Source organism: Pseudoalteromonas apostichopi (genome assembly GCF_030297135.1).
GTDB classification, from domain to species: domain Bacteria; phylum Pseudomonadota; class Gammaproteobacteria; order Enterobacterales; family Alteromonadaceae; genus Pseudoalteromonas; species Pseudoalteromonas apostichopi.
In genome coordinates this window covers 2,366,198-2,390,074 of sequence record NZ_AP028065.1, presented here as the reverse complement: position 1 = coordinate 2,390,074, position 23,877 = coordinate 2,366,198, and the positions used below count along the sequence as shown (strand labels likewise).

Annotated in this window: 23 protein-coding genes; 10 read left to right on the top strand and 13 right to left on the bottom strand. The window is 41.4% G+C overall.

Annotation, left to right across the window (positions count from 1 at the left end; all coding sequences use genetic code 11):
* Nucleotides 1-55: 55 nt before the first annotated feature.
* Complete coding sequence (locus QUE86_RS10790) at nt 56-976, top strand: DUF3530 family protein (protein ID WP_286257157.1); 921 nt, start codon at nt 56-58, stop codon at nt 974-976.
* On the opposite strand, the gene djlA is transcribed toward QUE86_RS10790, so the two are convergent.
* From djlA to QUE86_RS10775, 3 genes are read right to left on the bottom strand one after another with little or no spacing between them, the layout of a single operon-like run.
* The gene (gene djlA, locus QUE86_RS10785) at nt 959-1,831 is read right to left on the bottom strand and encodes a co-chaperone DjlA (protein ID WP_167658207.1); all 873 of its coding nucleotides are present in this window, start codon (nt 1,829-1,831) and stop codon (nt 959-961) included. The genes QUE86_RS10790 and djlA overlap by 18 nt on opposite strands.
* Nucleotides 1,832-1,854: 23 nt before the next feature.
* Complete coding sequence (gene murU / locus QUE86_RS10780; RefSeq protein ID WP_286257154.1) at nt 1,855-2,511, bottom strand: N-acetylmuramate alpha-1-phosphate uridylyltransferase MurU; 657 nt, start codon at nt 2,509-2,511, stop codon at nt 1,855-1,857.
* Complete coding sequence (locus QUE86_RS10775) at nt 2,508-3,509, bottom strand: aminoglycoside phosphotransferase family protein (RefSeq protein WP_130049680.1); 1,002 nt, start codon at nt 3,507-3,509, stop codon at nt 2,508-2,510. The genes murU and QUE86_RS10775 overlap by 4 nt, the downstream gene beginning before the upstream one ends.
* Before the next feature lie 103 nt (nt 3,510-3,612).
* Here QUE86_RS10775 and lptD point away from each other — a divergent pair, with 103 nt between their 5' ends.
* The 7 genes from lptD to QUE86_RS10740 all read left to right on the top strand — a co-directional run bounded on the left by lptD (nt 3,613) and on the right by QUE86_RS10740 (nt 12,341).
* A complete protein-coding gene (gene lptD, locus QUE86_RS10770; protein WP_286257151.1) occupies nt 3,613-5,859 on the top strand; it encodes an LPS assembly protein LptD in 2,247 nt (748 codons plus the stop codon).
* A 36-nt stretch (nt 5,860-5,895) separates the two neighbouring features.
* Nucleotides 5,896-7,188, top strand: a complete 1,293-nt coding sequence (surA, locus tag QUE86_RS10765) for a peptidylprolyl isomerase SurA (RefSeq protein WP_130049682.1) — start codon at nt 5,896-5,898, stop codon at nt 7,186-7,188.
* Between the two features lie 5 nt (nt 7,189-7,193).
* Nucleotides 7,194-8,186 (top strand): 4-hydroxythreonine-4-phosphate dehydrogenase PdxA, encoded by a 993-nt coding sequence (pdxA, locus tag QUE86_RS10760; protein ID WP_130049683.1) that lies wholly within the window; start codon nt 7,194-7,196, stop codon nt 8,184-8,186.
* Nucleotides 8,183-8,989: a 16S rRNA (adenine(1518)-N(6)/adenine(1519)-N(6))-dimethyltransferase RsmA gene (gene rsmA, locus QUE86_RS10755; RefSeq protein WP_130049684.1), complete on the top strand. Its 807-nt coding sequence runs from the start codon at nt 8,183-8,185 to the stop codon at nt 8,987-8,989. Before pdxA ends, rsmA begins: the two co-directional genes overlap by 4 nt.
* Nucleotides 8,973-9,362: a Co2+/Mg2+ efflux protein ApaG gene (apaG, locus tag QUE86_RS10750; RefSeq protein ID WP_130049685.1), complete on the top strand. Its 390-nt coding sequence runs from the start codon at nt 8,973-8,975 to the stop codon at nt 9,360-9,362. Before rsmA ends, apaG begins: the two co-directional genes overlap by 17 nt.
* Nucleotides 9,363-9,368: 6 nt before the next feature.
* Complete coding sequence (locus tag QUE86_RS10745; RefSeq protein ID WP_130049686.1) at nt 9,369-10,184, top strand: symmetrical bis(5'-nucleosyl)-tetraphosphatase; 816 nt, start codon at nt 9,369-9,371, stop codon at nt 10,182-10,184.
* A gap of 141 nt (nt 10,185-10,325) precedes the next feature.
* The gene (locus QUE86_RS10740; protein WP_256855012.1) at nt 10,326-12,341 is read left to right on the top strand and encodes a methyl-accepting chemotaxis protein; all 2,016 of its coding nucleotides are present in this window, start codon (nt 10,326-10,328) and stop codon (nt 12,339-12,341) included.
* Nucleotides 12,342-12,601: 260 nt separating this feature from the next.
* Here the strand turns inward: QUE86_RS10740 and QUE86_RS10735 are convergent, their stop codons facing one another.
* The 5 genes from QUE86_RS10735 to rplU all read right to left on the bottom strand — a co-directional run bounded on the left by QUE86_RS10735 (nt 12,602) and on the right by rplU (nt 15,520).
* Nucleotides 12,602-12,979: a DUF3718 domain-containing protein gene (locus QUE86_RS10735; protein ID WP_130049688.1), complete on the bottom strand. Its 378-nt coding sequence runs from the start codon at nt 12,977-12,979 to the stop codon at nt 12,602-12,604.
* 79 nt (nt 12,980-13,058) lie between these two features.
* A complete protein-coding gene (gene folA / locus QUE86_RS10730; protein ID WP_130052201.1) occupies nt 13,059-13,538 on the bottom strand; it encodes a type 3 dihydrofolate reductase in 480 nt (159 codons plus the stop codon).
* A gap of 79 nt (nt 13,539-13,617) precedes the next feature.
* Nucleotides 13,618-14,772, bottom strand: a complete 1,155-nt coding sequence (gene cgtA, locus QUE86_RS10725) for an Obg family GTPase CgtA (protein ID WP_130049689.1) — start codon at nt 14,770-14,772, stop codon at nt 13,618-13,620.
* Nucleotides 14,773-14,934: 162 nt separating this feature from the next.
* Nucleotides 14,935-15,192 (bottom strand): 50S ribosomal protein L27, encoded by a 258-nt coding sequence (gene rpmA, locus QUE86_RS10720; protein WP_054551015.1) that lies wholly within the window; start codon nt 15,190-15,192, stop codon nt 14,935-14,937.
* Nucleotides 15,193-15,208: 16 nt separating this feature from the next.
* Nucleotides 15,209-15,520 (bottom strand): 50S ribosomal protein L21, encoded by a 312-nt coding sequence (rplU, locus tag QUE86_RS10715; protein ID WP_036965957.1) that lies wholly within the window; start codon nt 15,518-15,520, stop codon nt 15,209-15,211.
* Nucleotides 15,521-15,930: 410 nt separating this feature from the next.
* Between rplU and ispB the strand changes: the two genes are divergently transcribed.
* Entirely contained in the window at nt 15,931-16,902 is a 972-nt protein-coding gene (gene ispB, locus QUE86_RS10710; protein WP_054562777.1) for an octaprenyl diphosphate synthase, read from the top strand.
* Nucleotides 16,903-17,008: 106 nt separating this feature from the next.
* Here ispB and mdh read toward each other — a convergent pair whose 3' ends face one another.
* Nucleotides 17,009-17,944: a malate dehydrogenase gene (mdh, locus tag QUE86_RS10705; protein WP_248529290.1), complete on the bottom strand. Its 936-nt coding sequence runs from the start codon at nt 17,942-17,944 to the stop codon at nt 17,009-17,011.
* A 225-nt stretch (nt 17,945-18,169) separates the two neighbouring features.
* Between mdh and argR the strand changes: the two genes are divergently transcribed.
* A complete protein-coding gene (gene argR, locus QUE86_RS10700; protein WP_054551012.1) occupies nt 18,170-18,637 on the top strand; it encodes a transcriptional regulator ArgR in 468 nt (155 codons plus the stop codon).
* Here the strand turns inward: argR and QUE86_RS10695 are convergent.
* The 4 genes from QUE86_RS10695 to QUE86_RS10680 all read right to left on the bottom strand — a co-directional run bounded on the left by QUE86_RS10695 (nt 18,634) and on the right by QUE86_RS10680 (nt 23,334).
* Nucleotides 18,634-19,533 carry a Dyp-type peroxidase gene (locus QUE86_RS10695; RefSeq protein WP_130049692.1) on the bottom strand — a complete coding sequence of 300 codons (900 nt, stop codon included), beginning with the start codon at nt 19,531-19,533 and terminating at the stop codon, nt 18,634-18,636. The two genes, argR and QUE86_RS10695, sit on opposite strands and share 4 nt — an antisense overlap.
* Before the next feature lie 52 nt (nt 19,534-19,585).
* Nucleotides 19,586-20,629, bottom strand: coding sequence for an ABC transporter ATP-binding protein (locus tag QUE86_RS10690; RefSeq protein WP_130049693.1), 1,044 nt, complete (start codon nt 20,627-20,629; stop codon nt 19,586-19,588).
* Nucleotides 20,626-22,260 (bottom strand): ABC transporter permease, encoded by a 1,635-nt coding sequence (locus tag QUE86_RS10685; RefSeq protein WP_239977181.1) that lies wholly within the window; start codon nt 22,258-22,260, stop codon nt 20,626-20,628. The genes QUE86_RS10690 and QUE86_RS10685 overlap by 4 nt, the downstream gene beginning before the upstream one ends.
* Nucleotides 22,261-22,329: 69 nt before the next feature.
* The gene (locus tag QUE86_RS10680) at nt 22,330-23,334 is read right to left on the bottom strand and encodes a Fe(3+) ABC transporter substrate-binding protein (RefSeq protein ID WP_130049695.1); all 1,005 of its coding nucleotides are present in this window, start codon (nt 23,332-23,334) and stop codon (nt 22,330-22,332) included.
* Between the last annotated feature and the right edge of the window lie 543 nt (nt 23,335-23,877).

Genomic DNA, 23,877 nt, shown 5'->3' with positions numbered 1-23,877 from the left:
ACTGCCGATAACATAGTTAATCACTGGTTTAATTAATGACTCAGGTAATATCGGCATGAATTTAAAATCCTCACATCGCTTAGTTTACGCAGCCTGTTTTGCGTTGATTAGCAGCGTGAATGCAGCCGACTTTATCAAACCGACGCCTTGGTCAAGCTTGGTCACAAATGATATTCAACGTTTTTTACCAACTGACGAAGTGCGTCCCCTGCTTGCAGGTGAAGATGAGTTTATCAGCTTATATCGTCAATCGATGGCTGCAAGTCAACGTGGAATTGTGCTCATTATTCCCGATTGGCAGCACTTACCAACAAACAATGCTGGCATTAACTTTTTACGTAAACAGTTAAATGAAATTGGCTATGCAACTCTTGCCATGACTATGCCAGACATTGATTGGCACCCTGCTGACATGGCAATGCCTGAGAGCTCTGAAGACGCTGAAGAGTCAACTACGCAAAGCGATGAACAAACTGCTCCTGCCACGCCAGCCCAAGCACAACAAGCGCCTCATTTTGTTACAGGTGCACCCAATATTAGTGAAGCTGTGCTTGATGATTACAAGTTAAAGTTAATAGCCAGGTTCAATGCCTTGTATAACAGTGCAATGGATGAGGGCGGCAACATAATTGTTGTGGCTCAAGGTGCCAGTGCGGGGCTATTAATTGAGCACTATGCTAGCTTTCCAAATAACGAACTAAACGCCTTTATTAGCTTAGGGAGTTATTTACCCAACAGTATTCGTAACCAGCATCTCAATGCTACGCTATCGACAATCAGCCCACCGTTATTAGATATTTTCTATAGTGAGGGTAACCCTGACACGCTGCAAAGCGTAAAAGACAGGAAACGCTGGGTAAGAAAACACGCAAAATATGACTACCGACAAAGAGAGTTATTTGGTGTTCCTTCTGAGCCTGAGCAGCACGAGAGGCTGCTCAAAGAAGTTGATGGCTTCCTACGCCGCCTTTTTTAAATACTCATAGGCTGCTTGAATATCTTGGCTTTTCTTTACTGCCACTTCCATCATATGCTTTGGTAAACCTTGCGATACCAGCTTATCGGGGTGATGCTGAGCCATGAGTTTGCGATAGGCTACTTTAATATCTCGCGCAGAAGCATCATTGTTTAAGCCTAAAAGAGCCAAAGCTTGCGCGCGATTCATACCATTATTGGGTGGCACACTGTGCCCTCTTTGTTCACTATGACTGCTGCGATTTTGCTGGCTTTGTTGACGTTGCTGCTCATAAAAGCGCTGTTGTTGCTGGCGAAACGCAAATTCGGCTTGGTAGCGCTTTAATAAAAATCCGAACTGAGTGCGCGAAATACCAAGCTGCTTACTCACCTCTTGCAAGAGCTGCTTTTCTTGCTCTGCAAGGTGGCCATCAGAAAAGGCCATTTGAATTTGTATTTCGAGGAATAATTGCAATAAATCATGACGTCGGGCAAAGCGCTCCTTAAAGTCATGAACGGTTTCTTTTAATGAAAAATCCGTTTCTTTACCGCTACGAAAGGCATCTTGAGCTTCACGGCGCTCATCGCCCGATAGGCCCATTTCGTCCATAAACAAACTTGCAGCACGAATATGCGTTTCACTAACGCGACCATTCGATTTGGCAATATGCCCCATTACCGCAAAACAGCTTGAAAAGAAAAGAGCTTGGCGTTCGTTAATGTCATCGCCTTTAAACAAACCAGAAAAACCACCTGCTTTATCAAAGTCTTGTTTTAAACTGCGATCGAACATATGGCCTAGGTATAAACCTAGTAGGGCACCAATAAACTTGCCAAACATAAAGCCAAAACAAAAACCGAGTACTTTTCCCCACATAATTTGGCAAACCTCTGTTGTTATTACAAAGTGAAACGCTGATTTATTTCATCGAGTCTGGCAGGCGTGCCAATGTCATCCCACTGACCTAAATAAAGCTCAGTAGAAACTTGATGCTCTGTGAGTTTTTCTCTCAAAATGGGCCCAAGTGGACGAATAGCTGCGCTGAGACCTTCAAAAAAATCAACATGATAGCGGCTTATACCCGAAAAAGTATACTTTTGACTATCTGGGCTTAGATGACTTAGAGCAAAATCACCATCAGGATTATGAGCAGGATTTTCAACAAGGACAATATGCGCCTCCCCTGCTTGCAGATGAAGCTGCATCAACGAAGTAACATCGTAATCAGTAAACACATCACCATTGATGACAATAAATTGCTCACCCAATAACGGCAATGCTTGAATAATACCACCGGCGGTTTCAAGACCCCCAGCCTGCTCTTGGCTGTAAGTGATCGATACACCAAACTGCGAACCATCAGCAAAATACTCTGTTATTTTGTCACCTTGCCAAGCAAGGTTAATGACAATATCGGTAATGCCTGCTTGGCGTAAGTTATTAATATGATGCTCTAATAATGGCTTGCCGTTAATCTTTAGCATCGGCTTTGGCATCGTTTCTGTTAGCGGCATCATGCGCTTACCGCGCCCTGCCGCTAGGATCATTGCTTTCATTTCATCTCTTTTGTTAAACGCTGCTTAGTCTGTGGAATAATTATCTGCTCTATCCACTGGCCAAGGGCTGTTAACTCTGGGTATTCTTTACTGACATTACTGATGTATGTAAGGGTTGGCAGTACATTACTCAAATAGCCAGACTTACCGTCACGCAATTTCAAACGGCAAAATATACCTGCCGCTTTTAAATGACGCTGCACGCCAGTTAAATCAAACCAACGTTTAAACATCGTAAATGAGATGTCTTGCAAAAGCTTTTGCTCGCAAAATTCGTCATAAGCGTAATGTAAAAGGTAATCTAGCTCTTGCTCTGGCAACTTAAAATAGCAATCTCTTAATAACGAAACAAGGTCATAACACACTGGCCCTTGTACGGCATCTTGATAATCAATGATCGCCCATTGCTGTCCTGTGCGCATAATATTACGGCTATGGAAGTCTCGGTGCACCGTCACAATTGGTTGTTCAAGGGCATTATTAACTAATAACTCACAAGCCTGTTGCCACATTTGCTGTTCATCAACAGAAAGTTGCTCACCAATAAAGTTATCAACTAACCAATCTCTAAAAATGCTCAGTTCAAACTGTAAAAACTCACCATCAAATACTTTCATATGTTGGGCAGGTGGGATTTGCGCCCATTGTGCACTTAACTTTATTAAATGTTTGTAGTGTAAAGTGCGGTCTTCGTCGCCCAGTAAGTCGGCCAAATGAGTATTGCCTAAATCACTCAATAAGAAGAAACCTTGCTTTTCATCTGCTTGAAGAATTTTTGGTAATTTAAAGCCATGTTGAGAAAACACTTTATTGAGTTCTATATAAGGCGTGTTATCTAATTTATTGGGGTCTGAGTCCATGACGATATAGCTCTGTTCACTTGTATTTACGCGGAAATAACGGCGAAAGCTCGCATCCCCAGTGATGGCGGCTAATTGATATTCATCCTCTTTAAAATGAGGATTTAAAAACTGCTGTAAACTTTTATAACGATTCATTTAGTAAGATATCTATTTTTCACTAAGTCAATTACTGTATTTGCCATTGTTTTCCTTTATTATGTCTAGCTTATATCCAACCAAAGAGCATTAAGGTCATTAAATGAGCAAAACCTGGGGCATAATGATGCTAAGCGTACTTAGCGCACCATCGTTCGCCGAAACTGAACTGACACACAATCTTTGTGGCACTTCAATGCAAACCAGAGCTTGGCAACCGCTCCCTGGCCTTGAACTTAATATGATCGATATCAAATCAGATGATATTGAACTATTGGGTACCCAAAGCGCAGAATTTACCGGTAATGTAGATATTAACACCCTAACGATGAATTTGTCCGCACAAAGTGCACTGATTGACAAACAACGTGGGTTACTTAATGCAACCGGCCCTATCGTTTATCGCGATAAAGTAAGCCAAATTAATAGTTCTGGGCTCAATGCGGATTTAAATAATTCTGAATTAAGCTTGCTTGGTGCTGATTATAAGCTCACCGACCAACTTGGTCATGGTGGCGCAGAAAAACTAACAGTAAACGAGTCTGGCTTAAACCTGATGAACGCAAGCTTTACTACCTGCCCGGGCGAAACACCGGTGTGGGCAATTGAAGCTGACGAAATTGATCTATCCAGTGAAGATGGTTGGGGCGAAACCCACAATACCGTATTACGGGTATTTGATACGCCGGTTCTTTATATTCCCTATTTTACGTTTCCATTGGATGACCGCCGTAAATCAGGCTTATTAACACCTAACTTCTCAAGTTCAGGCCGCTACGGTATTGAAACCATCACACCGTATTACTGGAATATTGCACCTAATTACGACGCCACCATTACGCCTCGCTATATGTCAAAGCGCGGTTTACAGATTATTAGTGAATTTCGTTATTTAACGGAGCAAAACAACGGTCTTATTGCTGTTGAATACTTAGATAAAGATGATGAAGAACCAAATGTTGACTCGCGTTATCTATTCCATTGGCAGCAGCAAAGCTACTTTGGTGAAAACTGGCGCGGTAATATAGATATTACTAACGTTAGTGATGATAACTACTTAACTGATTTAAATTCTGGTTATGCGACTCGCACAGATACTCAGTTATACCGCACAGGTTCACTAACTCATTTAGGTGACACTTGGCGTACCAATATCAAGTTGCAAAGTTTTGAAGTACTTGGTGATCACCGCGAGTCATACGCGGCACTGCCACAAATTAGCTTTTCGCAAACTGATGCGTATGATTTTTATGGCGTTGATTTAACCTTTGATGGTGAGCTTAGCTATTTCACTAATGATAACGCAGTCATTGATGAAGCAAGTCGTGTTCATATCGAACCGAAAGCAAGCTTTGGTTACCAAGAATATGCATGGTCATTTTTATCTGAATTCAGTTTACTGCATACAGAATATAACCAGCATGGTGATTTAACAGGAACCGACTACGACGAAAAGGTCACGCGTACCCTGCCAAAAGTGCGTTTATACAGCCAATTAAATTTTGAACGTGATACTGGATTTTTCTTTAAAGATGGTATTCAAACACTTGAACCACAAATTCAGTATTTGTACACCCCTAATAAAGACCAATCAAACATTGGCCTTTACGATACAACAAAATTACAAGACGACTTTTTTGGTTTATTTAGAGACCGTCGATTCTCAAGCATCGACCGTATTGCCACTGCGAACCAATTTACGTTAGGTGCGACAACCCGCTTATTTAGCAATGAAAACGAAGAAGTATTTAACTTTAGTGCCGGACAAATCTTTTATTTAAGTAATGACGCAAAACCTACAACACAAGGCATTAATGTTGATACTAACTACAATGCCTTGTTCGCAGCGCAAACCATGTTACATTGGCACCGTCGCTGGTATTTATCAGGTGGGATTCAGTACGACACTGACGGCAAAGATATTATTCAATCAAATATCACCTTAGATTATAAAGGTGACGATAAACAGCTCGTGCAATTGAACCATCGCTATGCAAATGATGTCTCAGGCAATACAATCGAGCAAATTGGTTTATTTACAAGCATTCCGCTATCGCAAGATTGGCAGTTTGTTGGTAGCTACCACCGCGATTTAGAAAGCGGTCGTAGTATTGAAGTTTTCAGCGGTCTTCAGTATGAATCCTGCTGTTGGGCGTTTCAAATCACAGGCCGTCGTCAAATCGAAACAGATTTGAACCAGGCGATTGGTCAAGAACAAGCAACTTTTGATACCAGTATTGGCTTCAATATCGTATTAAAAGGGCTTGGAAGTAAAAGCCGTTATGATGCACAAAAATTATTACAACAAGGTATTTTTGGCTATCGTAGACCGTATTTTCTTAATAACTAGTACCGCAGTACTATTAGCAAGAGTATTAGAAAAAGTATGAATTTAAAAAAATTATTAGCATCTGCATTATTAACAGTTGGCCTATGCCAAAGCGTTTTCGCAACACCTGTCGAAATTGACAAAGTCGTTGGTGTTGTTAACCAAGGTGTTATTCTACAAAGTGAAGTCGACACCATTATCAACCGTGTAAAAACTCAAGCAGCAGAGCAAGGTCAAGAGTTACCGTCTGATGACACGCTTCGAATTCAAGCTATTGAGCGTTTAGTAAACCAAACTCTGATGATGCAACTTGCTGAGCGAATGGGTTTAGAGATCTCTGACTCTCAGTTAGACCAAACACTTGAAAATATGGCTCGTGAGCAAGGCGGTACAATTGCGGATTTACGCCGTACTATCGAAGCAGCAGGTGAAAGCTATACAGCTTACCGTGAAGAAATTCGTAAAGAAATCACCACGCAACAAGTCATGCGTGCGAACGTTGACCGTCGTATTTATATCAGCCCGCAAGAAATCGATAACCTTCTAAAAATCATGGAAACCCAAGGCAAAAGTGCCGAAGAATACGATATCGGTCACATCTTGATTGATATTCCTAGTGATGCGTCAGCAGATGAAATCGCGAGTGCTAAAACTCGAGCAGAAAAGGTTATCGAGTTTTTAAAAGAAGGCAAAGAGTTTAAGCGTATCGCTATTTCATCTTCAAGTGGCTCAAAAGCACTTGAAGGTGGTCAGCTAGGTTGGATGGGTATCAACGAAATGCCATCGCTGTTTGCTGAAGCGGTAAAAGGCCATAAAAAAGACGATATCGTTGGCCCTCTACGTTCAGGTGCAGGTTTCCACATTATCAAAGTGCAAGATGTTCGTGGCCGCCAAGTAGTTGAAACGACTGAAGTTCGTTCACGCCATATTCTAATTAAACCATCAATAATTTTAAGTGAAGAAAAAGCCCGTGACATGCTAAAAGGCTTTGCTAAAGATCTACGTGAAGGCAAAGCAGATTTTGGCGAACTTGCTAAAGAATACTCTGAAGATCCAGGTTCAGCATTGAAAGGTGGTGAATATGATTGGACTGATCCAAGTACTTATGTACCAGAATTCAAAAATACTTTGCTTTCTCTAGATAAAAATGAAATCAGTGAGCCATTCAGAACTCAATTCGGTTGGCACATTGTACAGCTTCTTGACAAGCGTGTAGCAGATAAAACTGAACAAGCTAAGCGCAACCGCGCACATCAGCTACTGTTTAATCGTAAATTTAAAGAAGAAAGTTTCAACTGGCAGCAAGAAATGCGTGAGCAAGCGCACGTTGATATTTTCCCAACAGAATAAAAATTATGACCATTAGAATCGCAATTACCCCAGGTGAGCCAGCCGGTATTGGCCCTGATTTACTTATCAAGTTAGCGCAGCACCAGTGGGATGCCCAACTGGTGGTGATTGCTGATGGTGCGCTTTTAAAACAGCGCGCCAAATTACTTGGCTTAGATATCAACTTAATTGAGTTTGATGATAGCAAAGCGCCAAGCCTTGCACCTGCTGGCAGTGTTTACTTACATCAAGTGGATTTAGGCACTGACGTTGAAGTCGGCGTACTTAATGACGCTAACGGTCAATACGTGTTGGATACGCTACGTATCGCCAGCGAAAAAAACATGGATGGTACATTTGCAGCTGTTGTCACAGGACCTGTCCATAAAGGAATTATCAACAAAGCGGGTATCTCGTTTAGTGGTCATACTGAGTATTTCGCACAGCAATCAAATACTGCCGATGTAGTTATGTTGCTAGCAACAGAAGGCTTACGCGTGGCACTCGTAACAACACATATACCACTTGCTTATGTGTCTCGTGCGATTACTGTTGAACGTTTAAGTAAAGTGGCTACGATTTTAAACCATGACTTACAAACTAAGTTTGGTATTGAAAAGCCGCGTATATTAGTGTGTGGACTCAACCCGCATGCGGGTGAAGATGGCCATTTAGGCACTGAAGAAATTGACACCATAACGCCAACTTTAGAACATCTGAATAACCAAGGTATGAACTTAATTGGCCCATTGCCAGCTGACACCCTGTTTCAAGATAAATATCTATCACAAGCAGATGCTGTGCTTGCAATGTATCACGATCAGGGATTACCTGTGCTAAAATACAAAGGTTTCGGCAATTCGGTCAACATTACCCTTGGCCTGCCATTTATTCGCACCTCAGTAGACCATGGTACGGCACTAGATTTAGCTGGCACTGGTACTGCTGATGTAGGTAGTTTTGAATTAGCGATCCGCGAAGCAATTAAGCTCGCCCATGAAAAAGCACAGAATCAATGACAGATAAAGTACATTTAGGACACCGCGCTCGTAAGCGTTTTGGTCAAAACTTTTTAAACGATGACATGATCATCGACAAAATCGTCACGGCTATTGATCCTAAACCTGAAGACAATTTAGTAGAAATCGGCCCAGGCCTTGGTGCAATCACTGAGCCTGTAGCTGAATTAAGTGGCCATCTAACTGTTGTTGAGCTAGATAAAGACTTAGCAGAACGTTTAACGAGCCACCCATTTTTAGGGCCTAAATTAACAGTGCATCAAGGCGATGCAATGAAGTTCGATTTCAGCTCTCTGATCAAGTCTGACGAAAAGTTAAAGATTTTTGGTAACTTACCTTACAACGTTTCGACCCCGCTGCTATTCCATTTATTTGAGTTCGCAGATAATGTTGAGCACATGCACTTTATGCTGCAAAAAGAAGTTGTCAAACGTATGGTTGCAGGCCCTGGCAGTAAAGCCTTTGGTCGTTTAAGTGTGATGACACAGTATTACTGCCACGCAATGCCAGTGATTGATGTGCCACCTGAATGCTTTAAGCCTGCACCTAAGGTAGATTCAGCGGTTATCCGCTTGATCCCTAAAAAGCCAGAACAACGTTCAGCTAAAAGTACTAAGTTATTAAACACCGTTTGTTTAGAAGCTTTTAACCAACGTCGTAAGACACTGCGTAATAGCTTATCTAACTTACTTACAGCTGAAGAACTAACAGGTATAGGTATTGATATCACTCTTCGTGCAGAAAGCCTATCTTTACAACAATTTATTGATATAGCTAATTGGATTTATGACAACAAGCAGTAATTTAGGTTCTCCAATTAAGGTTTCGGTTGAAACCTTCTATGTAGAAGGTCAATCAGAGCCTGAACAAGATAAATACGTTTTTGCTTACTCAATCACCATTAAAAACCACAGCTTATGTAGCGCTAAGCTTTTAAGTCGTTATTGGTTAATTACCGATGCCAATGGTAAAGAAGTTGAGGTACAAGGCGAAGGTGTTGTTGGTGAAACACCCACTATTGCTCCTGGCGAAAGCTATAAATACACCAGTGGTGCTGTACTTGATACCCCGGTTGGCACAATGCAAGGTCACTACACCATGCGTAACGAGTTTGGTACTGAGTTTGAAGCGCCAATCGACGTTTTTCGTTTAGCCTGTCCAAACATTTTGCACTAGGTAACAATGGCTGATTACGCAATTGGTGACTTACAAGGCTGTTACTGTGAATTTGATACGTTACTCAAACGTGTCAACTTCAACCCAAGCCAAGATCACCTTTACTTAGTTGGCGATATTGTCGCTCGAGGCCCTGACTCACTCGCCTGCCTCGAGCGTCTTTATAAAATGCAAGGCAGTGTGACCATTACCCTCGGTAATCATGACTTACACCTTATTGCCTGTCATTATTTAAATAAACCAGCAAATCCTAAAGATAAGCTTGATGCTGTTTTTTCTAGTCCAAAACGCTCTGAATATATTCATTTTTTGCAACAACAGCCTTTAGCCTTGTGGCTTGAACGCTACGACATGCTAATAAGCCATGCCGGCTTAAACCCAAATTGGTCAATTAAAAAAGCATTAAAGCGCGCTCGCTTTGCAGAAAGTTGCTATCAAGGTAGTGATGCCAATCATTACTTTGCCAATATGTATGACTCCCATCCATTAGAATGGCAATCAACGATGAGTAATGAAGCCAAGTTTCGTTATATTGTTAATTACTTCACTCGTATGCGTTTTGTAAATTTGCTCGGTGAGCTAGATTTCAGCAATAAAACCAGCGTTAGTGAAGATAGCTCAATACTACCTTGGTTTGAGCATCCGAATATTTCTGAACTCAATCAACAGATCACATTTGGTCACTGGGCCGCTTTAGAAGGTAAAGTAAACGCCGAAAATATTCATGCCCTCGACACTGGCTGTGTATGGGGAGGCGCAATGACACTCATGGAACTCAGCAAAAAAGACTGTTTTGTCGAAAAATCCCACTCTTTTATCTAAATAAACTGAAAAATAGCTGAACATCTGTTAGATTTATATAAATTAAAGTTGATTTAATTTAAAGCTAATTAAATTTAATTACTTAACTAATTGGCAACCTTGCCGATAAGTATTGATTAGTACTATTTTCTGGAATTACATATGAACTTGACCGTTAGACAGCGAATTTGGGGTGGCTTTATTGTTATTACGTTACTCCTGCTATTTATTGGTGGTAACTCGTTGATCAGAATTACCAACATTGATCAATCGACACAGCGAGTTAATCAGCTGTCATTACCGGCTCTCGACAAAAGTTATGAGTTGCAAGTTGAATTCATTTTGATGAGTAAGTCAGCGCAAGCGAGCTTTTACACTACATCACAAGATGAATTAGCTGCACTTAGAAAAAACTTTAACGAACAGAAAAAGCGTTACGATAACTCCTACCAAGATTTACAACAGGTAGTTAGTAACGATCCGAAACTGAAACAAAGCAGCCAAGAAGTTGAACAAACTTATAAACGCTTTGCTAAATCTGTCGATAACCTTTTTGCAGACAAACAAACTCAACTTGAGCTCAACAAAACACTGCGCACCCAGCTTGAAAACATCGAGATAAGTGCTGAAGATGCTAACTCTGTTGTACTTGATATTATTGATATTGATGGTCTTGAAGAAAACCACTCGCGTGCTTATCAAGCTGCCAATAACATGGAAAATAACTTCCAATCAGTAGTAACTAATAGCACAGACATGCTAACGGTTAAAACGCTTAATACCTTAGATATCATCAAAAACGAACAAACTTATTACCTAGAAGAAGTTGAACGAAGCCTTGGCCTTATCCGTCCAGCTATCATTGATAATAATGCGGATTTATATAATGACCTAAATGGTTATTTTGAAAGTCTTGCTGACAACGTTCGCGGCAACAACAGTTTATCAGCAAATAAAAAACGTCTCATTGATGCAATTGCACAAACTCAATCTGAGCTGGCTAATGCAGAAAAATCAACCACTGAAGCTCTAAAGCAACTTAAAGAGCTTGTTGACCAAGCTACGGTTCTTGCCTTTGACTTACAACAAGATGTAAGTGGTAACGTATCTACTGCAACGATTTGGACTTGGATTGCCATGGTTATCGCCACTTTAATTGCTATTGCTGTTGCAGCAATTACTGTTAGCCGTATTACTAAACCACTTTCTGAAGTAAACCGTATTCTTGATATTGTTGCTAGCGGCGATATGACTCAACGCCTAGACGACTCTGCTAAAGACGAGTTCGGTGAGCTATCACGCAGTTGTAATACGCTAATCGAAAGTTTACGTACGCTTATTCAAGGTATTATCTCTCGCTCTACACAGCTTGCTGCAGCCTCTGAAGAGACTTCAGCAATCACTGAAGAATCTAGCCAAGCTATTCGTAATCAACAAGCGCAAGTTGAACAAGCTGCGACAGCAACCACTGAAATGAGCAGCACATCACAAGCAGTAAGCAGTAGCGCTCAACAAGCACTAAGTGAAATCAAGAACGCAGATAAAGAAGCTGACCGTGTTAAAGGTATTTCTTCGCAAAATAAAGCGACTATTGAACAACTTGCTCGTGAAGTGGATGATGCATCACAAGTTATCAATAAACTACACAAAGATAGCGCATCAATCGGTGGTATCCTAGATGTTATTCGTGGCATTGCTGAGCAAACTAACCTACTCGCGCTTAATGCAGCCATTGAAGCAGCCCGTGCCGGTGAGCAAGGCCGAGGCTTCGCCGTAGTAGCTGACGAAGTACGCTCTCTTGCAAGCAAGACTCAAGAGTCGACCCAAGAGATTCAAGCTATGATTGAATCGCTTCAAGTTGGCGCTGAGGCTGCTGTAGCGGCAATGTCGAAAGGTAAGCAACAAGCTGAGTCGTGTGTTGAGCAATCAGACCTTGCAAATACAGCTCTTGACTCAATCACCGCAGCCGTTGCGCAAGCTCATAACGTAAGTGAGGAGATCTCAACAGCTGCTCATGAGCAACAGCAAGTATCGCAAGAAATTAGCGAACGCTTAGAGTCGATTGTTGCAATCGCAGAGCAAACAGCTGAAGGCGCAAACCAAACCAATATTTCGAGTTCAGAAGTTGCTAAGTTAGCAGAAGAACTTCGTTTATCGGTAGATGCGTTTAAAGTTTAAGAAGCGGTAAGACAAGAATATAAGCCGTGTTTGCGTAAGCAAACACGGTTTTTTTATATATTCATACCAGTTCGCTTAATTGAGTGATCTTTGGAGGTAATTACTCTTAATATTCGCCTGCCCCCTACGCCCATGTAGATGCATTTTTTAATACATAATAATTAAGTTCTATTGCGACTAGGTATTAATTTAGCGACGCGTTTTTCAGGCATAAAAAAACCGCAACGAGTGCGGTTTCTTAAATTCTATTGGCGTTTAAGTTAAAGGCCTGCGCGCTCTTTAATAACAGCAATTAGTGGTGAACCACCGTGACCGTTTGATTCAGCCCATGCGATGTCTGCACCGTCTTCTAAAGAACTTTTAGATAAGTTCTTAACGATGTATTCACCAGCATCAGCAGCACCGCTTTCAATTGCATGACGAAGCATATTGTTGCCATTACATTTTACAGCATCAAAGATATTACGGATTTTCACACGTGAGCTTTTCAGCTTACTACGTAGACGGTTTTTATCATCAGCAGCGATGTATTCACAGATTGAAACCGCTAATTGATCATCAGCTTTTGCTGGTGCTGTATACGCAACTGACGCTGAAACAACAACCGCTGCAAGTAACATGTTTGGTAACTTCATCATATTTTGCCCTTATGTAATACTTTTTTCTTACCAAGATTGTGTAATATTGTACCAACTAATTATTTTTACCGCAATAATGTTACGAATTTTTATACAGCGTTACAAAGGTATACGAGTAAGAGTTTTTGTTATCAGGCTGATGCTGTTCTTGCTCTACAACTGTCCAATTAGCAACACTTTCGTAATCTGGAAACTGCGTATCACCGGCCACTTCAAGGTCGATGAATGTTAAGTATAGACGATCTGCTTGAGATAGAAATTGTTCGTATATATTTCCACCGCCTATAATCATTACTTCTTCAACATCAGCAACCAATTCCAGCGCAGCCTCAGGTGAAGTAACCACCTCAATACCCTCTGCGGTATAATCAGCATTACGCGTGATAATAATATTTTGACGGCCTGGCAAAGGGCGGCCTATTGATTCAAACGTTTTACGGCCCATGATCACAGGCTTTGCCATGGTTACTTTTTTAAAGTGTTGCAGATCGGCAGGTAAATGCCATGGCATTTGGTTGTCTTGACCAATTACTCGGTTATTTGCCATAGCAGCAATCATTGAAATTTTCACACTAAACCTTAATACTTTTTTCTTATTAATAAAAAAGGAGCGCATGGCTCCTTTTCAGTTTTAAATTTTATCGTTGGTAGATAACTTCTACATCGTAGTCATCATCATCCCAGTCGTCATCCCAATCATCATCGTCTTGAGAGGTCGCTTTCTGATGATAAGTATCCCACTTAAATTCAACTTCTTCTTTCTCTTCTTCAGCGAATTTCTCTTTCGGCATACTATCAAGTAGCGCCATAATGTCATGACAAAGTGCTTGAGTATTTTGTTTATTCGCAGCAGAGATACGGTAAACATTAGCCTCTTCACCTAGCTCTTCGGCAATTTCATTACACAGGGCTTCAGCTTCACCTTCTGGTAATAGGTCAATTTTGTTAAACACTAACCAGCGCGGCTTTTCAGCAAGTTTAGGGCTGTATTGGTGCAGCTCATTAATAATCGCAAAGGCATTATCAACCGGATTTGTGCCATCAACAGGCATAACATCAATGATATGCAGTAATACACGACAACGCTCTAAGTGCTTTAAGAAGCGAATACCCAGGCCAGCACCATCTGAAGCCCCTTCGATTAGACCAGGGATATCAGCAATTACAAATGACTTATTAGCGTCTGGGCGTACTACACCAAGATTAGGAATAAGCGTCGTAAACGGGTAATCAGCCACTTTTGGTTTAGCTGCAGAAACACTGCGGATAAACGTTGATTTGCCGGCATTTGGTAAACCAAGTAAGCCAACATCCGCAAGTAGCATTAGCTCTAGGCGTAAGCTGCGAACTTCACCAGGTGTGCCTAGTGTTTTTTGACGAGGCGCACGGTTTGTACTTGATTTAAAACGTGCATTCCCCAAGCCATGGAAACCACCTTTTGCAACAACAACCTTTTGACCATGCTTGGTCAAATCACCTAATGACTCTTCAGTATCAACATCAATGATACGTGTACCCACAGGTACTTTAAGCGTTAAATCAGCGCCTTTTTTACCAGTCATGTTACGGCTTTGACCATTTGTGCCGCGCTCTGCTTTATGAAAACGCTCAAATTGGTAATCAATTAACGTATTTAAGTTTTCATCGGCTTGTAGATAAACGCTGCCGCCATCGCCGCCGTCGCCGCCATCAGGACCGCCATCTGGTACATATTTTTCACGTCGGAAAGATACGACACCGCTGCCGCCATCACCCGCGTCACAACGAATTTCTACTTCATCTACAAACTTCATGATTACTCACTTTAAGATTGGCTTGTTAATAACTCTATTATATACCTAAGTGCCCTATTCAGCACCCAATGCCAAGGTGCTTAGGTATATATTTATACGCACTATTATGCGCCTTAAAACAAAAAACCCCGCAAAGGCGGGGTTTTTCAAATATCGAGATGATTACTCAGCTACGATATTTACGTATTTACGGTTTAAAGGACCTTTCTGTTCGAATTGAACTTTACCATCTGCTTTTGCGAAGATAGTGTGGTCTTTACCGATACCTACGTTTGCGCCAGCGTGGAAACGAGTACCACGTTGACGAACAATGATGCTACCCGCTAGAACTGATTCGCCACCAAAACGCTTAACACCTAGGCGTTTGCTTTCTGAATCGCGACCGTTACGAGTACTACCAGCTGCTTTTTTATGTGCCATTTCTCAGTACCTCTAATTAAGCGCTAATGCCAGTGATTTTAACTTCAGTGAACCATTGACGATGGCCCATTTGCTTACGAGAATGCTTACGACGTCTAAATTTAACAATCTTAACTTTCTCACCGCGACCGTGTGAAACAACCTCAGCTGTTACTTTACCACCGTTTACGAACGGTACACCGATCTCGATTTTCTCACCATCAGCAACTAAAAGTACTGAATCAAATTCAACTGCTGCACCAGTTTCAACGTCTAATTTCTCAAGACGAATTGTTTGACCTTCAGTCACACGGTGCTGTTTACCACCACTTTGGAAAACCGCGTACATAATTAACTCCGTCTGTGCGCCCTCAAATCGACGCAACTAAAATATTCTTCAATAGGGCGCGAAGTTTACGCTAATGTGCAAAAACTAGCAAGCCTCTTTTTCGATAAAATGAATAAAAAATAGCTGCATTGAGAGCAATTCAATATTTTTCTCTATTCTATCTTAAAAACACCACATGCCAAGCGGTTTTTACGATCTCATGACAATTAAATTACGCTAATAATACGCACCTTGAAAATTCAAAAAGCTGATCACTTATTAATCAAGGTTATAAATTTATCTTGGCAAAATTGATCTCAAATAAAAAACTTTACAGTGTTTTTTTAATGAATCATCACAAAATATCGAGCAAGTGCTTTTTTTGTTGTACAATCAGCCCCGTATACCCATAAATATTGGCTCGGAGATCAATGGATATAAAAGCTATCCAGACGTTAATCGAAAATGAAATGGATGACGTCAATCAACTTATACATGCCCAAATGCGTTCAGATGTCGCTTTGGTTAACCAACTCGGTTTATACATAGTAAACAGCGGCGGTAAACGCGTTCGTCCTATGTTGGCCATTTTAGCGGCAAAAGCACTCGGTTATGAGGGTAAAGACCACATTACGCTTGCCACTATCATCGAATTTATTCATACCGCTACTTTATTGCATGACGACGTTGTCGACGAGTCACATTTGCGCCGCGGCACCCCTACAGCAAATGCTGAGTTCGGTAATGCAGCAAGCGTATTGGTGGGTGATTTTATCTATACACGTTCGTTTCAGCTAATGGTTGGCCTTGGAAAAATGCCAATTATGCAAATTTTGGCTGATGCAACGAATGTCATCGCTGAAGGTGAAGTATTACAGCTAATGAACTGTAACGACCCTGACACCACAGAACAAAGCTACATGCAGGTTATTTACAGCAAAACAGCCAAATTGTTCGAAGCTGCAACAGGCCTTGCCGCAATTATTACTGAGCAAGATGAACAAACCCTTGAAGCATTAAACTTATACGGAATGCATCTTGGGACCGCATTCCAACTAGTAGATGATGTCCTTGATTACAACGCCGATGCCGAGCAACTTGGTAAAAACATTGGCGATGATTTAGCTGAAGGTAAACCTACCCTACCGCTTATCTACGCAATGCAAAAAGGCACTCCCGAGCAAGTTAAGCTGGTACGAGAAGCTATTGAGCTTGGTAATGGTATGGATCACTTAGAGAGCATTCTAGCAGCACTAGCTGACACTAAAGCGCTTGAGTTTGCGATGCAAAAAGCAGAACAAGAAGCTGACAAAGCGATTGCTTGTATTGCTTTCTTACCAGACACACCTTACAAACAAGCATTAGAGAGTTTGGCCCGCATCGCCGTTGCCCGCGATCATTAAACTCTATTTATTCGAGCCATTAAAAAAGCCTGCATTTGCAGGCTTTTTTGTTTTCAGCGCTTTTACTAAGTTAACGAATAAGCAAAGCGCCTATCATCTGGCGGAATTAACCGTTGATGAAATCAACACCTTCTTGGATGTCTTTGTTAAGTGTAGCTAGCATGTCGTTTTTAGCTTGCTCTTCGAATGCACTTAACTCACCGTAAGAAAGGATTTCTTCAACGCCGTTTTTACCTAGACGTACTGGGTGTGCGAAGTATGCTGCGTCACCGTTTTCAACTGCAACGTATGCATAATCAACAACTTCTTCACCTTGTAGGCCTTTCACTAAAGACATACAGAAGCGCGCTGCTGCTGCACCCATTGAAAGAGTTGCTGAACCGCCACCGGCTTTAGCGTTAACAACTTCAGTACCTGCGTTTTGGATACGTGGTGTTAATGCTGCAACTTCTTCATCAGTGAAAGTAACACCTTCAACTTGAGAAAGAAGAGGAAGGATTGTAGTACCTGAGTGACCACCGATAACTGGAACTTTAACGTCAGTTGCGCTTAAACCTTTAAGTTCAGCTACAAAAGCTTCTGAACGGATCACGTCAAGCGTTGTGATACCGAATACACGGTTAGCATCGTAAGTACCCGCTTTTTTGAATACTTCAGCAACGATTGGCACAGTGCCGTTTACTGGGTTAGTGATAATACCTACTAACGCTTTAGGACAGTTTTTAACGATGCCTTCAGCTAATGTTTTGATGATACCTGCGTTTACGTTGAAAAGGTCCGCACGGTCCATACCAGGCTTACGTGGCATACCCGCTGGGATAAGAACGATATCACAACCAGCTAATGCTGCGTCTAAGTTGTCAGCACCAAAGCCTTCAACTTTAACGTCTGTTGGGATGTGAGAAAGATCAACCGCTACACCAGGAACAACAGGGGCAACATCATATAACGATAATTCAGAACCTGCAGGTAAACTTGTTTTTAATAATAAAGACAATGCTTGGCCGATACCGCCAGCTGCGCCTAAAACAGCAACTTTCATTGGAATTCTCCGTAATTTGAGGTAGGAAATATTTGTGGCCCTAAAGATAATGAAATTAGCGACTAAAAACAAATTTATCCTGCTTATTTCGCGTATAATTTCGACCATAGTTGTAAACTTAGCTGTAAAGACACAGCATTTTGGACGACTTTGTAAACTAATACTGCATAAATATGCAGAGTTGTGTAGAATTACTCCACATTTTATGAATAAAGAAACGGCAACATGCAACCACAAGACAAACAAGAAGCACTAATCAAAGCGTTTAAAGCGCTATTAAAAGAAGAAAACTTCGGCTCACAAGGTGAGATTGTCGAAGCATTGAAAGAGCAAGGCTTTGATAATATTAGCCAAAGTAAAGTCTCTCGCATGTTAAGCAAGTTCGGTGCTGTACGTACCCGTAATGCAAAGCAAGAAATGGTTTATTGTTTACCGGCTGAAATGGGTGTACCAACAGCGAAAAGCCCGCTGCGTCAGCTTGTTATCGATATTATGCATAACGAAATGATGATCATTATTCGTACTAGCCCAGGCGCAGCTCAATTAATTGCTCGATTACTTGATTCTCTAGGTAAGGCGGATGGTGTACTAGGCACTATTGCAGGCGACGACACTATTTTTATCGCCCCTGCGAAGATTTCAGAAATCGATGTCACGCTTGATCGCGTGCGCACTTTATTCGATACAGTTTAAAGCTGCTTTAAAAAGTTTACTGACGGGGCGAAAAACGCAGATCCCATATCGGCTTGAGTAAAATCGAGCCAATGATCATAGCAATCGCCCTGCCCCAACCGGCTCTTTAATACCTGCTCAAACGCATCCCCTTGCGCCGCACACGAAACCATCAAAATCCCCTGTTTATGCACATCACCAAATGGCATGCTTTGATTAAGTAATAGTGGCTGACCGTGCTCATCTTTTAGTTCACTGCGAACCGCATGACTAGTTTCTACAGCAGGCACAATCAAGGTATTATCAAGACGCGTACGCCCCATGATTTGTTCTTGCTCGAACAACGACAAATGCTGCCAGACACTCAAGTCATGCACAAAACGCTGCACATGAATATAGCTGCCTTGGTCTTCAAAGTGCCCCGGTTTGTTGATAAGAGCCGTGCTACGCTTTTGACGACCATGAGGGGTATCACCAGCATAAATAAAGCCATTAAAATCACGCCCATCTAAAAACCGAAAATTACGTACCTGCTCCACCAGCTCTACATCCGGTGTTAATAACTTTAGAATTTGCAGAGCAAATAGATGGTTTACATCTTCGCGGTCTGAGCGAATTTGTACAAACAAGTCAAAAGGCTGTGCACTGATCACATGCTCACTATGAGTCACATTAGGAAAGCTTTGTAATTGACTTGGAATAAATTCGGGCAGGATATGCGGCCAATACTGAGCACCAAGGGCAACCACGCACGACAGCATGGCTTCAGAGAACTGATCTGCAAACTCATCTTGAATAACGCTGACGCGTTTTAGTTTTTTACGTAATGACTCATCATGGCCATCGTAAACATTAAAAAACAGGTGCAAACCATGTAAGTTTGCTTCAGCACAAATCCCAGATTGCGCTTGCGCCATAGTGAATCCTTAGCTTCTCGTTATTTGCACCTAGCCAAGGATTCAAGATTGATTAATCATGAAAAAAATTGACTGTGTGCGGCATTATTTTTATTTTTACAGGCTGCTCAACAGCTAACACGCGATCTTGCTCTGCGGCAACTTCACACTCTTGCCCTGCAATATTGATACGATACACATAACGCGTACCGATAAAGCGTCTTTGCAAGATTGTTAAACTGTTTGCGTCACTGTGAGCAGCTTCACACAACTGAATATAGTGCGGTCTTATGTACACTTGACCTTGCTGACAATCTACATTGTTCGCCGTCAATGAGTGAACCACACCAAACGCCGTTTCGTATTCAGTTGGCGTTAATACTTTCGCCGTTAAGTATATGCCCGTACCAAGAAACTCTGCAACCACCTTTGAGTTAGGTTGGCTAAATAACTGCTCCGCGGAGCCCTGTTGGGCGATTTTTCCACCATGCATAACCGCAAGTGTGTCAGCAAAGGCGAAAGCTTCTTCCTTCGAGTGGGTAACAAATACCGCAGATACCTGCTGATCTTTAATAATGCGACGTATATCTGCAATAAGCTCAAATCGTACTTGTGTATCAATATTCGAAAATGGCTCATCAAGTAATAATAAGCTTGGCTTATAAGCAAGAGCACGAGCAATCGCGACTCGTTGCTGCTGACCACCTGAAAGTTGATGAGGGTAACGCCCAGCACAACCATCTAATTTAACAAGGCTGAGCATTTCGTCCACGCGCTCACGCTTTTGTGCTTTGCTCATATTACTGAGGCCAAACGCAATGTTGTCACTAACCGTTAGATGAGGGAATAACGCATAGTCTTGAAACATCATGCCGATATTACGCTTTTCAGGTGCAACAAATAGTCCGCTATCATTGACCACATTTGAATCTATGCTCATATAGCCTTGCTCGGGCTGTAAAATCCCCGCGATTGCCTTTAAGGTGGTGGTTTTGCCACAGCCACTTGCGCCAAGCAAACAAACAATTTCATCTTGCTCAACATTAAGATTGAGTTCACTCAATACCTTAGTGCCATTGTACTGATAAGCTAGGTCTTGAATTATCAAATGACTCATGAGTGATTTTGCTCCATCGAACGATTAACGAAATACAAAGGAATTAACCCAACTAACACGATAAACAAAGCTGAAATAGACGCAAGCTCTAACTGCTCATCACTAACATACTGAAAAACATGGGTCGCAAGCGTTTCAAAATTAAAAGGCCGAAGTAATAAAGCAGCTGGCAACTCTTTCATGCACTCAATAAATACTAACAAACCAGCAGTAAGAATCCCTCGTTTTAACAACGGTAAATGTACCCGCCATAAGGTTTGTAAGGGTCCTTTGCCCATTGATTGACTAGCCATATCTAGCGATGGACTAATACGCAGAAAGCTACTTTCAAGCGCACCATGCGCAATCGCATAAAAACGCACAACATAAGCAAAGATCATGGCAAATAAAGTGCCACTCAAAAGTAACCCAGGCGATAAACCAAAAGGCTCAAGCCAGTTATTTAATGCATCATCTAGCTGAGTTAATGGGAGTAATACGGCAATGGCCAACACTGTACCTGGCAAGGCATAACCTGTACTTGCTAAACGTCCAGGAAGTAAAGAGTAAGCTTGTTTAGCAATTCGCTGATAAAACAATACCAACAAGCTCAATAGGATGGTTGCAATACTCACCACAACAGCGACTTTAAAACTCTGCCAAGCGTAATTAAAAAATGCCCCATTCCATGCTTCATCGGAATACGCAATGGCGTACTTAATTAACACCCCAACAGGCAGTATAAAAGCAAGTAACAGAACTAACATGCAAGCTAAGCTTGCAGCCCATGCAGCACAGCCTTTTAAGCGATATAATGTTGCGCTGTTGATACTTGACTGACGTTCATATACAGCTTGATTACGTCGGCTAAAGCGCTCCACCATGATGGTTAAAAACAAAATGAGTAGCATAATGCCAGAGATTTTCGCTGCAGCCGTCAATGAGTAATAGCCAAGCCAAGTATCGTAAACAGCAGTCGTTAATGTACTCACCGCAAAATAATTAACGGTGGCAAAGTCAGCCATTGCTTCCATGCTGATTAATGTTATTCCTGCCACAATAGCCCCTCGACCAAGGGGCAAACTAACTCTTAAGAAACTTTTAAATGGCGATAACCCCATCAACTGACTAGCTTGTACTAATTTAAAAGACTGCTCTCTAAGCGCTGTTTTAAAAATAAGGAATAAGTATGGATAGAGTACCAGAGCAATCATAATAATGGCCCCGGTTAACGTACGAATATCAAAAAACCAATAATCATCTGGTGATTGCCAACCAAACCACTCTCTTAGCGCTATTTGAATTGGCCCAGCATAATCAAGTAAGTCAGTATACACATAAGCTATGAGGTACGTTGGCATTGCTAATGGCAGCATTAAAGCCCACTCAAACTGCTTACGTCCCGGAAAATCACAATAGGCAGTTAACCAAGCTAACGGTAAAGCAATAACGCAGCTTAATAGTCCCACTCCGACAATGAGTAATAGCGTATTACGGGTATAATCCCAAAGCACCGTGTCAAATAGGTGCTGAAATACGTCTGAATCCCCTTGCAGAGATTCAAATAACAAAAAGCCTAATGGCGTAACAAGCAACAGGCCAATAAGCCAGGCTATAAGCTGCCAACGCGACAGCGAAAACTTCACATGCATAAGTGGATTAATACCAGATAAAATAAAAGCTGTTAAAAAACAGCTTTTATAAAACGAGGTGTGTTCTCGTTATAAATCAAATTTTACTTCGTCAATTAGCTTCAGTGCCACAGGGCGATATTTGCTGATCTCATCAAGAGGAAGACTGTCTTCTTTAAATTCCCCCCATGATGCAACCATCTCAGATAATGCAACCCCTTGCTTTACTGGGTATTCCATATTAACTGAAGCATACATATTTTGCGCCTTATTGTCGGTCATATACTCAATCAGTTTCAAGGCATTTTCAGGGTTTTTAGCGTAACGGGTCATAACAACGCCCGATACGTTAATATGAGAACCACGGTTAGTTTGATTAGGGAAGTTAATATAAACAGCTTCTGCCCAAGACTTTTGCTGCTCATCTTGCAGCATTTTACCGAAATAGTAGCTGTTGCCTAACGCCAGATCACATAAGCCTTCTTTCACAGCTTTTACTTGTGCTCTGTCATTACCTTGCGGCTTACGCGCTAAATTAGCTTTAACACCTTCTAGCCATTGCTTAGTTTTTACTTCGCCATGGTGAGCAACCATCGAAGCAACTAAACCTAAATTGTATGGGTGTTTGCCTGAGCGCGTGCAAATTTTGCCTTTGTACTTTGGATCGGCTAAATCTTCATATGTTAACTCAGAAAGAGCACCAATACGCTCTTTTGCAGAGTATACATTACGTACACGTTTAGTAAGCGCTATCCACTGACCATCCGCATCGCGAAAGGTGCTTGGCACATTCGCATTTACCACATCACTATTAATTGATTGTGTTAAACCTAAATCTTCTAATTGAATAAGTGCACTAAAATTTGAGGTTAATACTAAATCAGCTTTACTGTGCTTGCCTTCACGCTTTACACGCTCAATCAGACCTTTTTTCGCAAATACCACATTAGTTTTAATGCCAGTTTGCTTAGTGAAATCATCCAAAATAGGCTGAATTAAGAATGGCTGGCGAAACGAGTAAATATTTACTACGTCTGCAGCAAATGCCGGCACGCTCAATAATGCGCTAACTAATACTAAGGCTGTTTTCTTCATTTTATAGCACCTAAATAATAACAATTATCAAAATATTTTACCTAGAGTTAGCGCAAAGTGCACCCGTTTAAACTCATATTTCAATCAACCTAGCTGCCATTTAGGAATTTACATGTAAGAGATGTCTCACCTATATGGCAGCAATTGAGTAAAAAGCACCAGAAAACACTGCCAAAAAACACATAACCAATTGAAATTTAATAATATATATTAAATGACAATAAAATAACCAATAGATTAAGTAGGATTTTGACCTACTCAGCTTTGACCATTTCTCTATAATTATTTACATCAACTAAGCAAGAAGCTTAATGAGTAGATGGATAAGGAAGCATTACTCATAAAACCGCGGAATAAGGTTCATTTGGAGAATAAGGAATTAAGGACAGGCTCAGGAAGAGTAACGCAAAGGAGTGACAACCTACGGACAGCATCAGGATGATGTGGAATGGAATAACAGCAGAATGTTGTTATACAGGAAGTTAAAAAAGTGGAACAAAGGACAGGCCGTTAGGGCATCGCAACGGATTTGCAAATAAAAGG

Coding starts and splice junctions, on each gene's coding strand:
- QUE86_RS10680 (WP_130049695.1), bottom strand. CDS start 23,334: ATGAAGAAAACAGCCTTAGTATTAGTTAGCGCATTATTGAGCGTGCCG.
- QUE86_RS10690 (WP_130049693.1), bottom strand. CDS start 20,629: ATGAGTCATTTGATAATTCAAGACCTAGCTTATCAGTACAATGGCACT.
- djlA (WP_167658207.1), bottom strand. CDS start 1,831: ATGTGGGGAAAAGTACTCGGTTTTTGTTTTGGCTTTATGTTTGGCAAG.
- lptD (WP_286257151.1), top strand. CDS start 3,613: ATGAGCAAAACCTGGGGCATAATGATGCTAAGCGTACTTAGCGCACCA.
- QUE86_RS10775 (WP_130049680.1), bottom strand. CDS start 3,509: ATGAATCGTTATAAAAGTTTACAGCAGTTTTTAAATCCTCATTTTAAA.
- pdxA (WP_130049683.1), top strand. CDS start 7,194: ATGACCATTAGAATCGCAATTACCCCAGGTGAGCCAGCCGGTATTGGC.
- murU (WP_286257154.1), bottom strand. CDS start 2,511: ATGAAAGCAATGATCCTAGCGGCAGGGCGCGGTAAGCGCATGATGCCG.
- QUE86_RS10790 (WP_286257157.1), top strand. CDS start 56: ATGAATTTAAAATCCTCACATCGCTTAGTTTACGCAGCCTGTTTTGCG.
- QUE86_RS10735 (WP_130049688.1), bottom strand. CDS start 12,979: ATGATGAAGTTACCAAACATGTTACTTGCAGCGGTTGTTGTTTCAGCG.
- argR (WP_054551012.1), top strand. CDS start 18,170: ATGCAACCACAAGACAAACAAGAAGCACTAATCAAAGCGTTTAAAGCG.
- rpmA (WP_054551015.1), bottom strand. CDS start 15,192: ATGGCACATAAAAAAGCAGCTGGTAGTACTCGTAACGGTCGCGATTCA.
- folA (WP_130052201.1), bottom strand. CDS start 13,538: ATGATTGCTGCTATGGCAAATAACCGAGTAATTGGTCAAGACAACCAA.
- QUE86_RS10685 (WP_239977181.1), bottom strand. CDS start 22,260: ATGCATGTGAAGTTTTCGCTGTCGCGTTGGCAGCTTATAGCCTGGCTT.
- ispB (WP_054562777.1), top strand. CDS start 15,931: ATGGATATAAAAGCTATCCAGACGTTAATCGAAAATGAAATGGATGAC.
- QUE86_RS10695 (WP_130049692.1), bottom strand. CDS start 19,533: ATGGCGCAAGCGCAATCTGGGATTTGTGCTGAAGCAAACTTACATGGT.
- rplU (WP_036965957.1), bottom strand. CDS start 15,520: ATGTACGCGGTTTTCCAAAGTGGTGGTAAACAGCACCGTGTGACTGAA.
- QUE86_RS10745 (WP_130049686.1), top strand. CDS start 9,369: ATGGCTGATTACGCAATTGGTGACTTACAAGGCTGTTACTGTGAATTT.
- mdh (WP_248529290.1), bottom strand. CDS start 17,944: ATGAAAGTTGCTGTTTTAGGCGCAGCTGGCGGTATCGGCCAAGCATTG.
- apaG (WP_130049685.1), top strand. CDS start 8,973: ATGACAACAAGCAGTAATTTAGGTTCTCCAATTAAGGTTTCGGTTGAA.
- surA (WP_130049682.1), top strand. CDS start 5,896: ATGAATTTAAAAAAATTATTAGCATCTGCATTATTAACAGTTGGCCTA.
- cgtA (WP_130049689.1), bottom strand. CDS start 14,772: ATGAAGTTTGTAGATGAAGTAGAAATTCGTTGTGACGCGGGTGATGGC.
- QUE86_RS10740 (WP_256855012.1), top strand. CDS start 10,326: ATGAACTTGACCGTTAGACAGCGAATTTGGGGTGGCTTTATTGTTATT.
- rsmA (WP_130049684.1), top strand. CDS start 8,183: ATGACAGATAAAGTACATTTAGGACACCGCGCTCGTAAGCGTTTTGGT.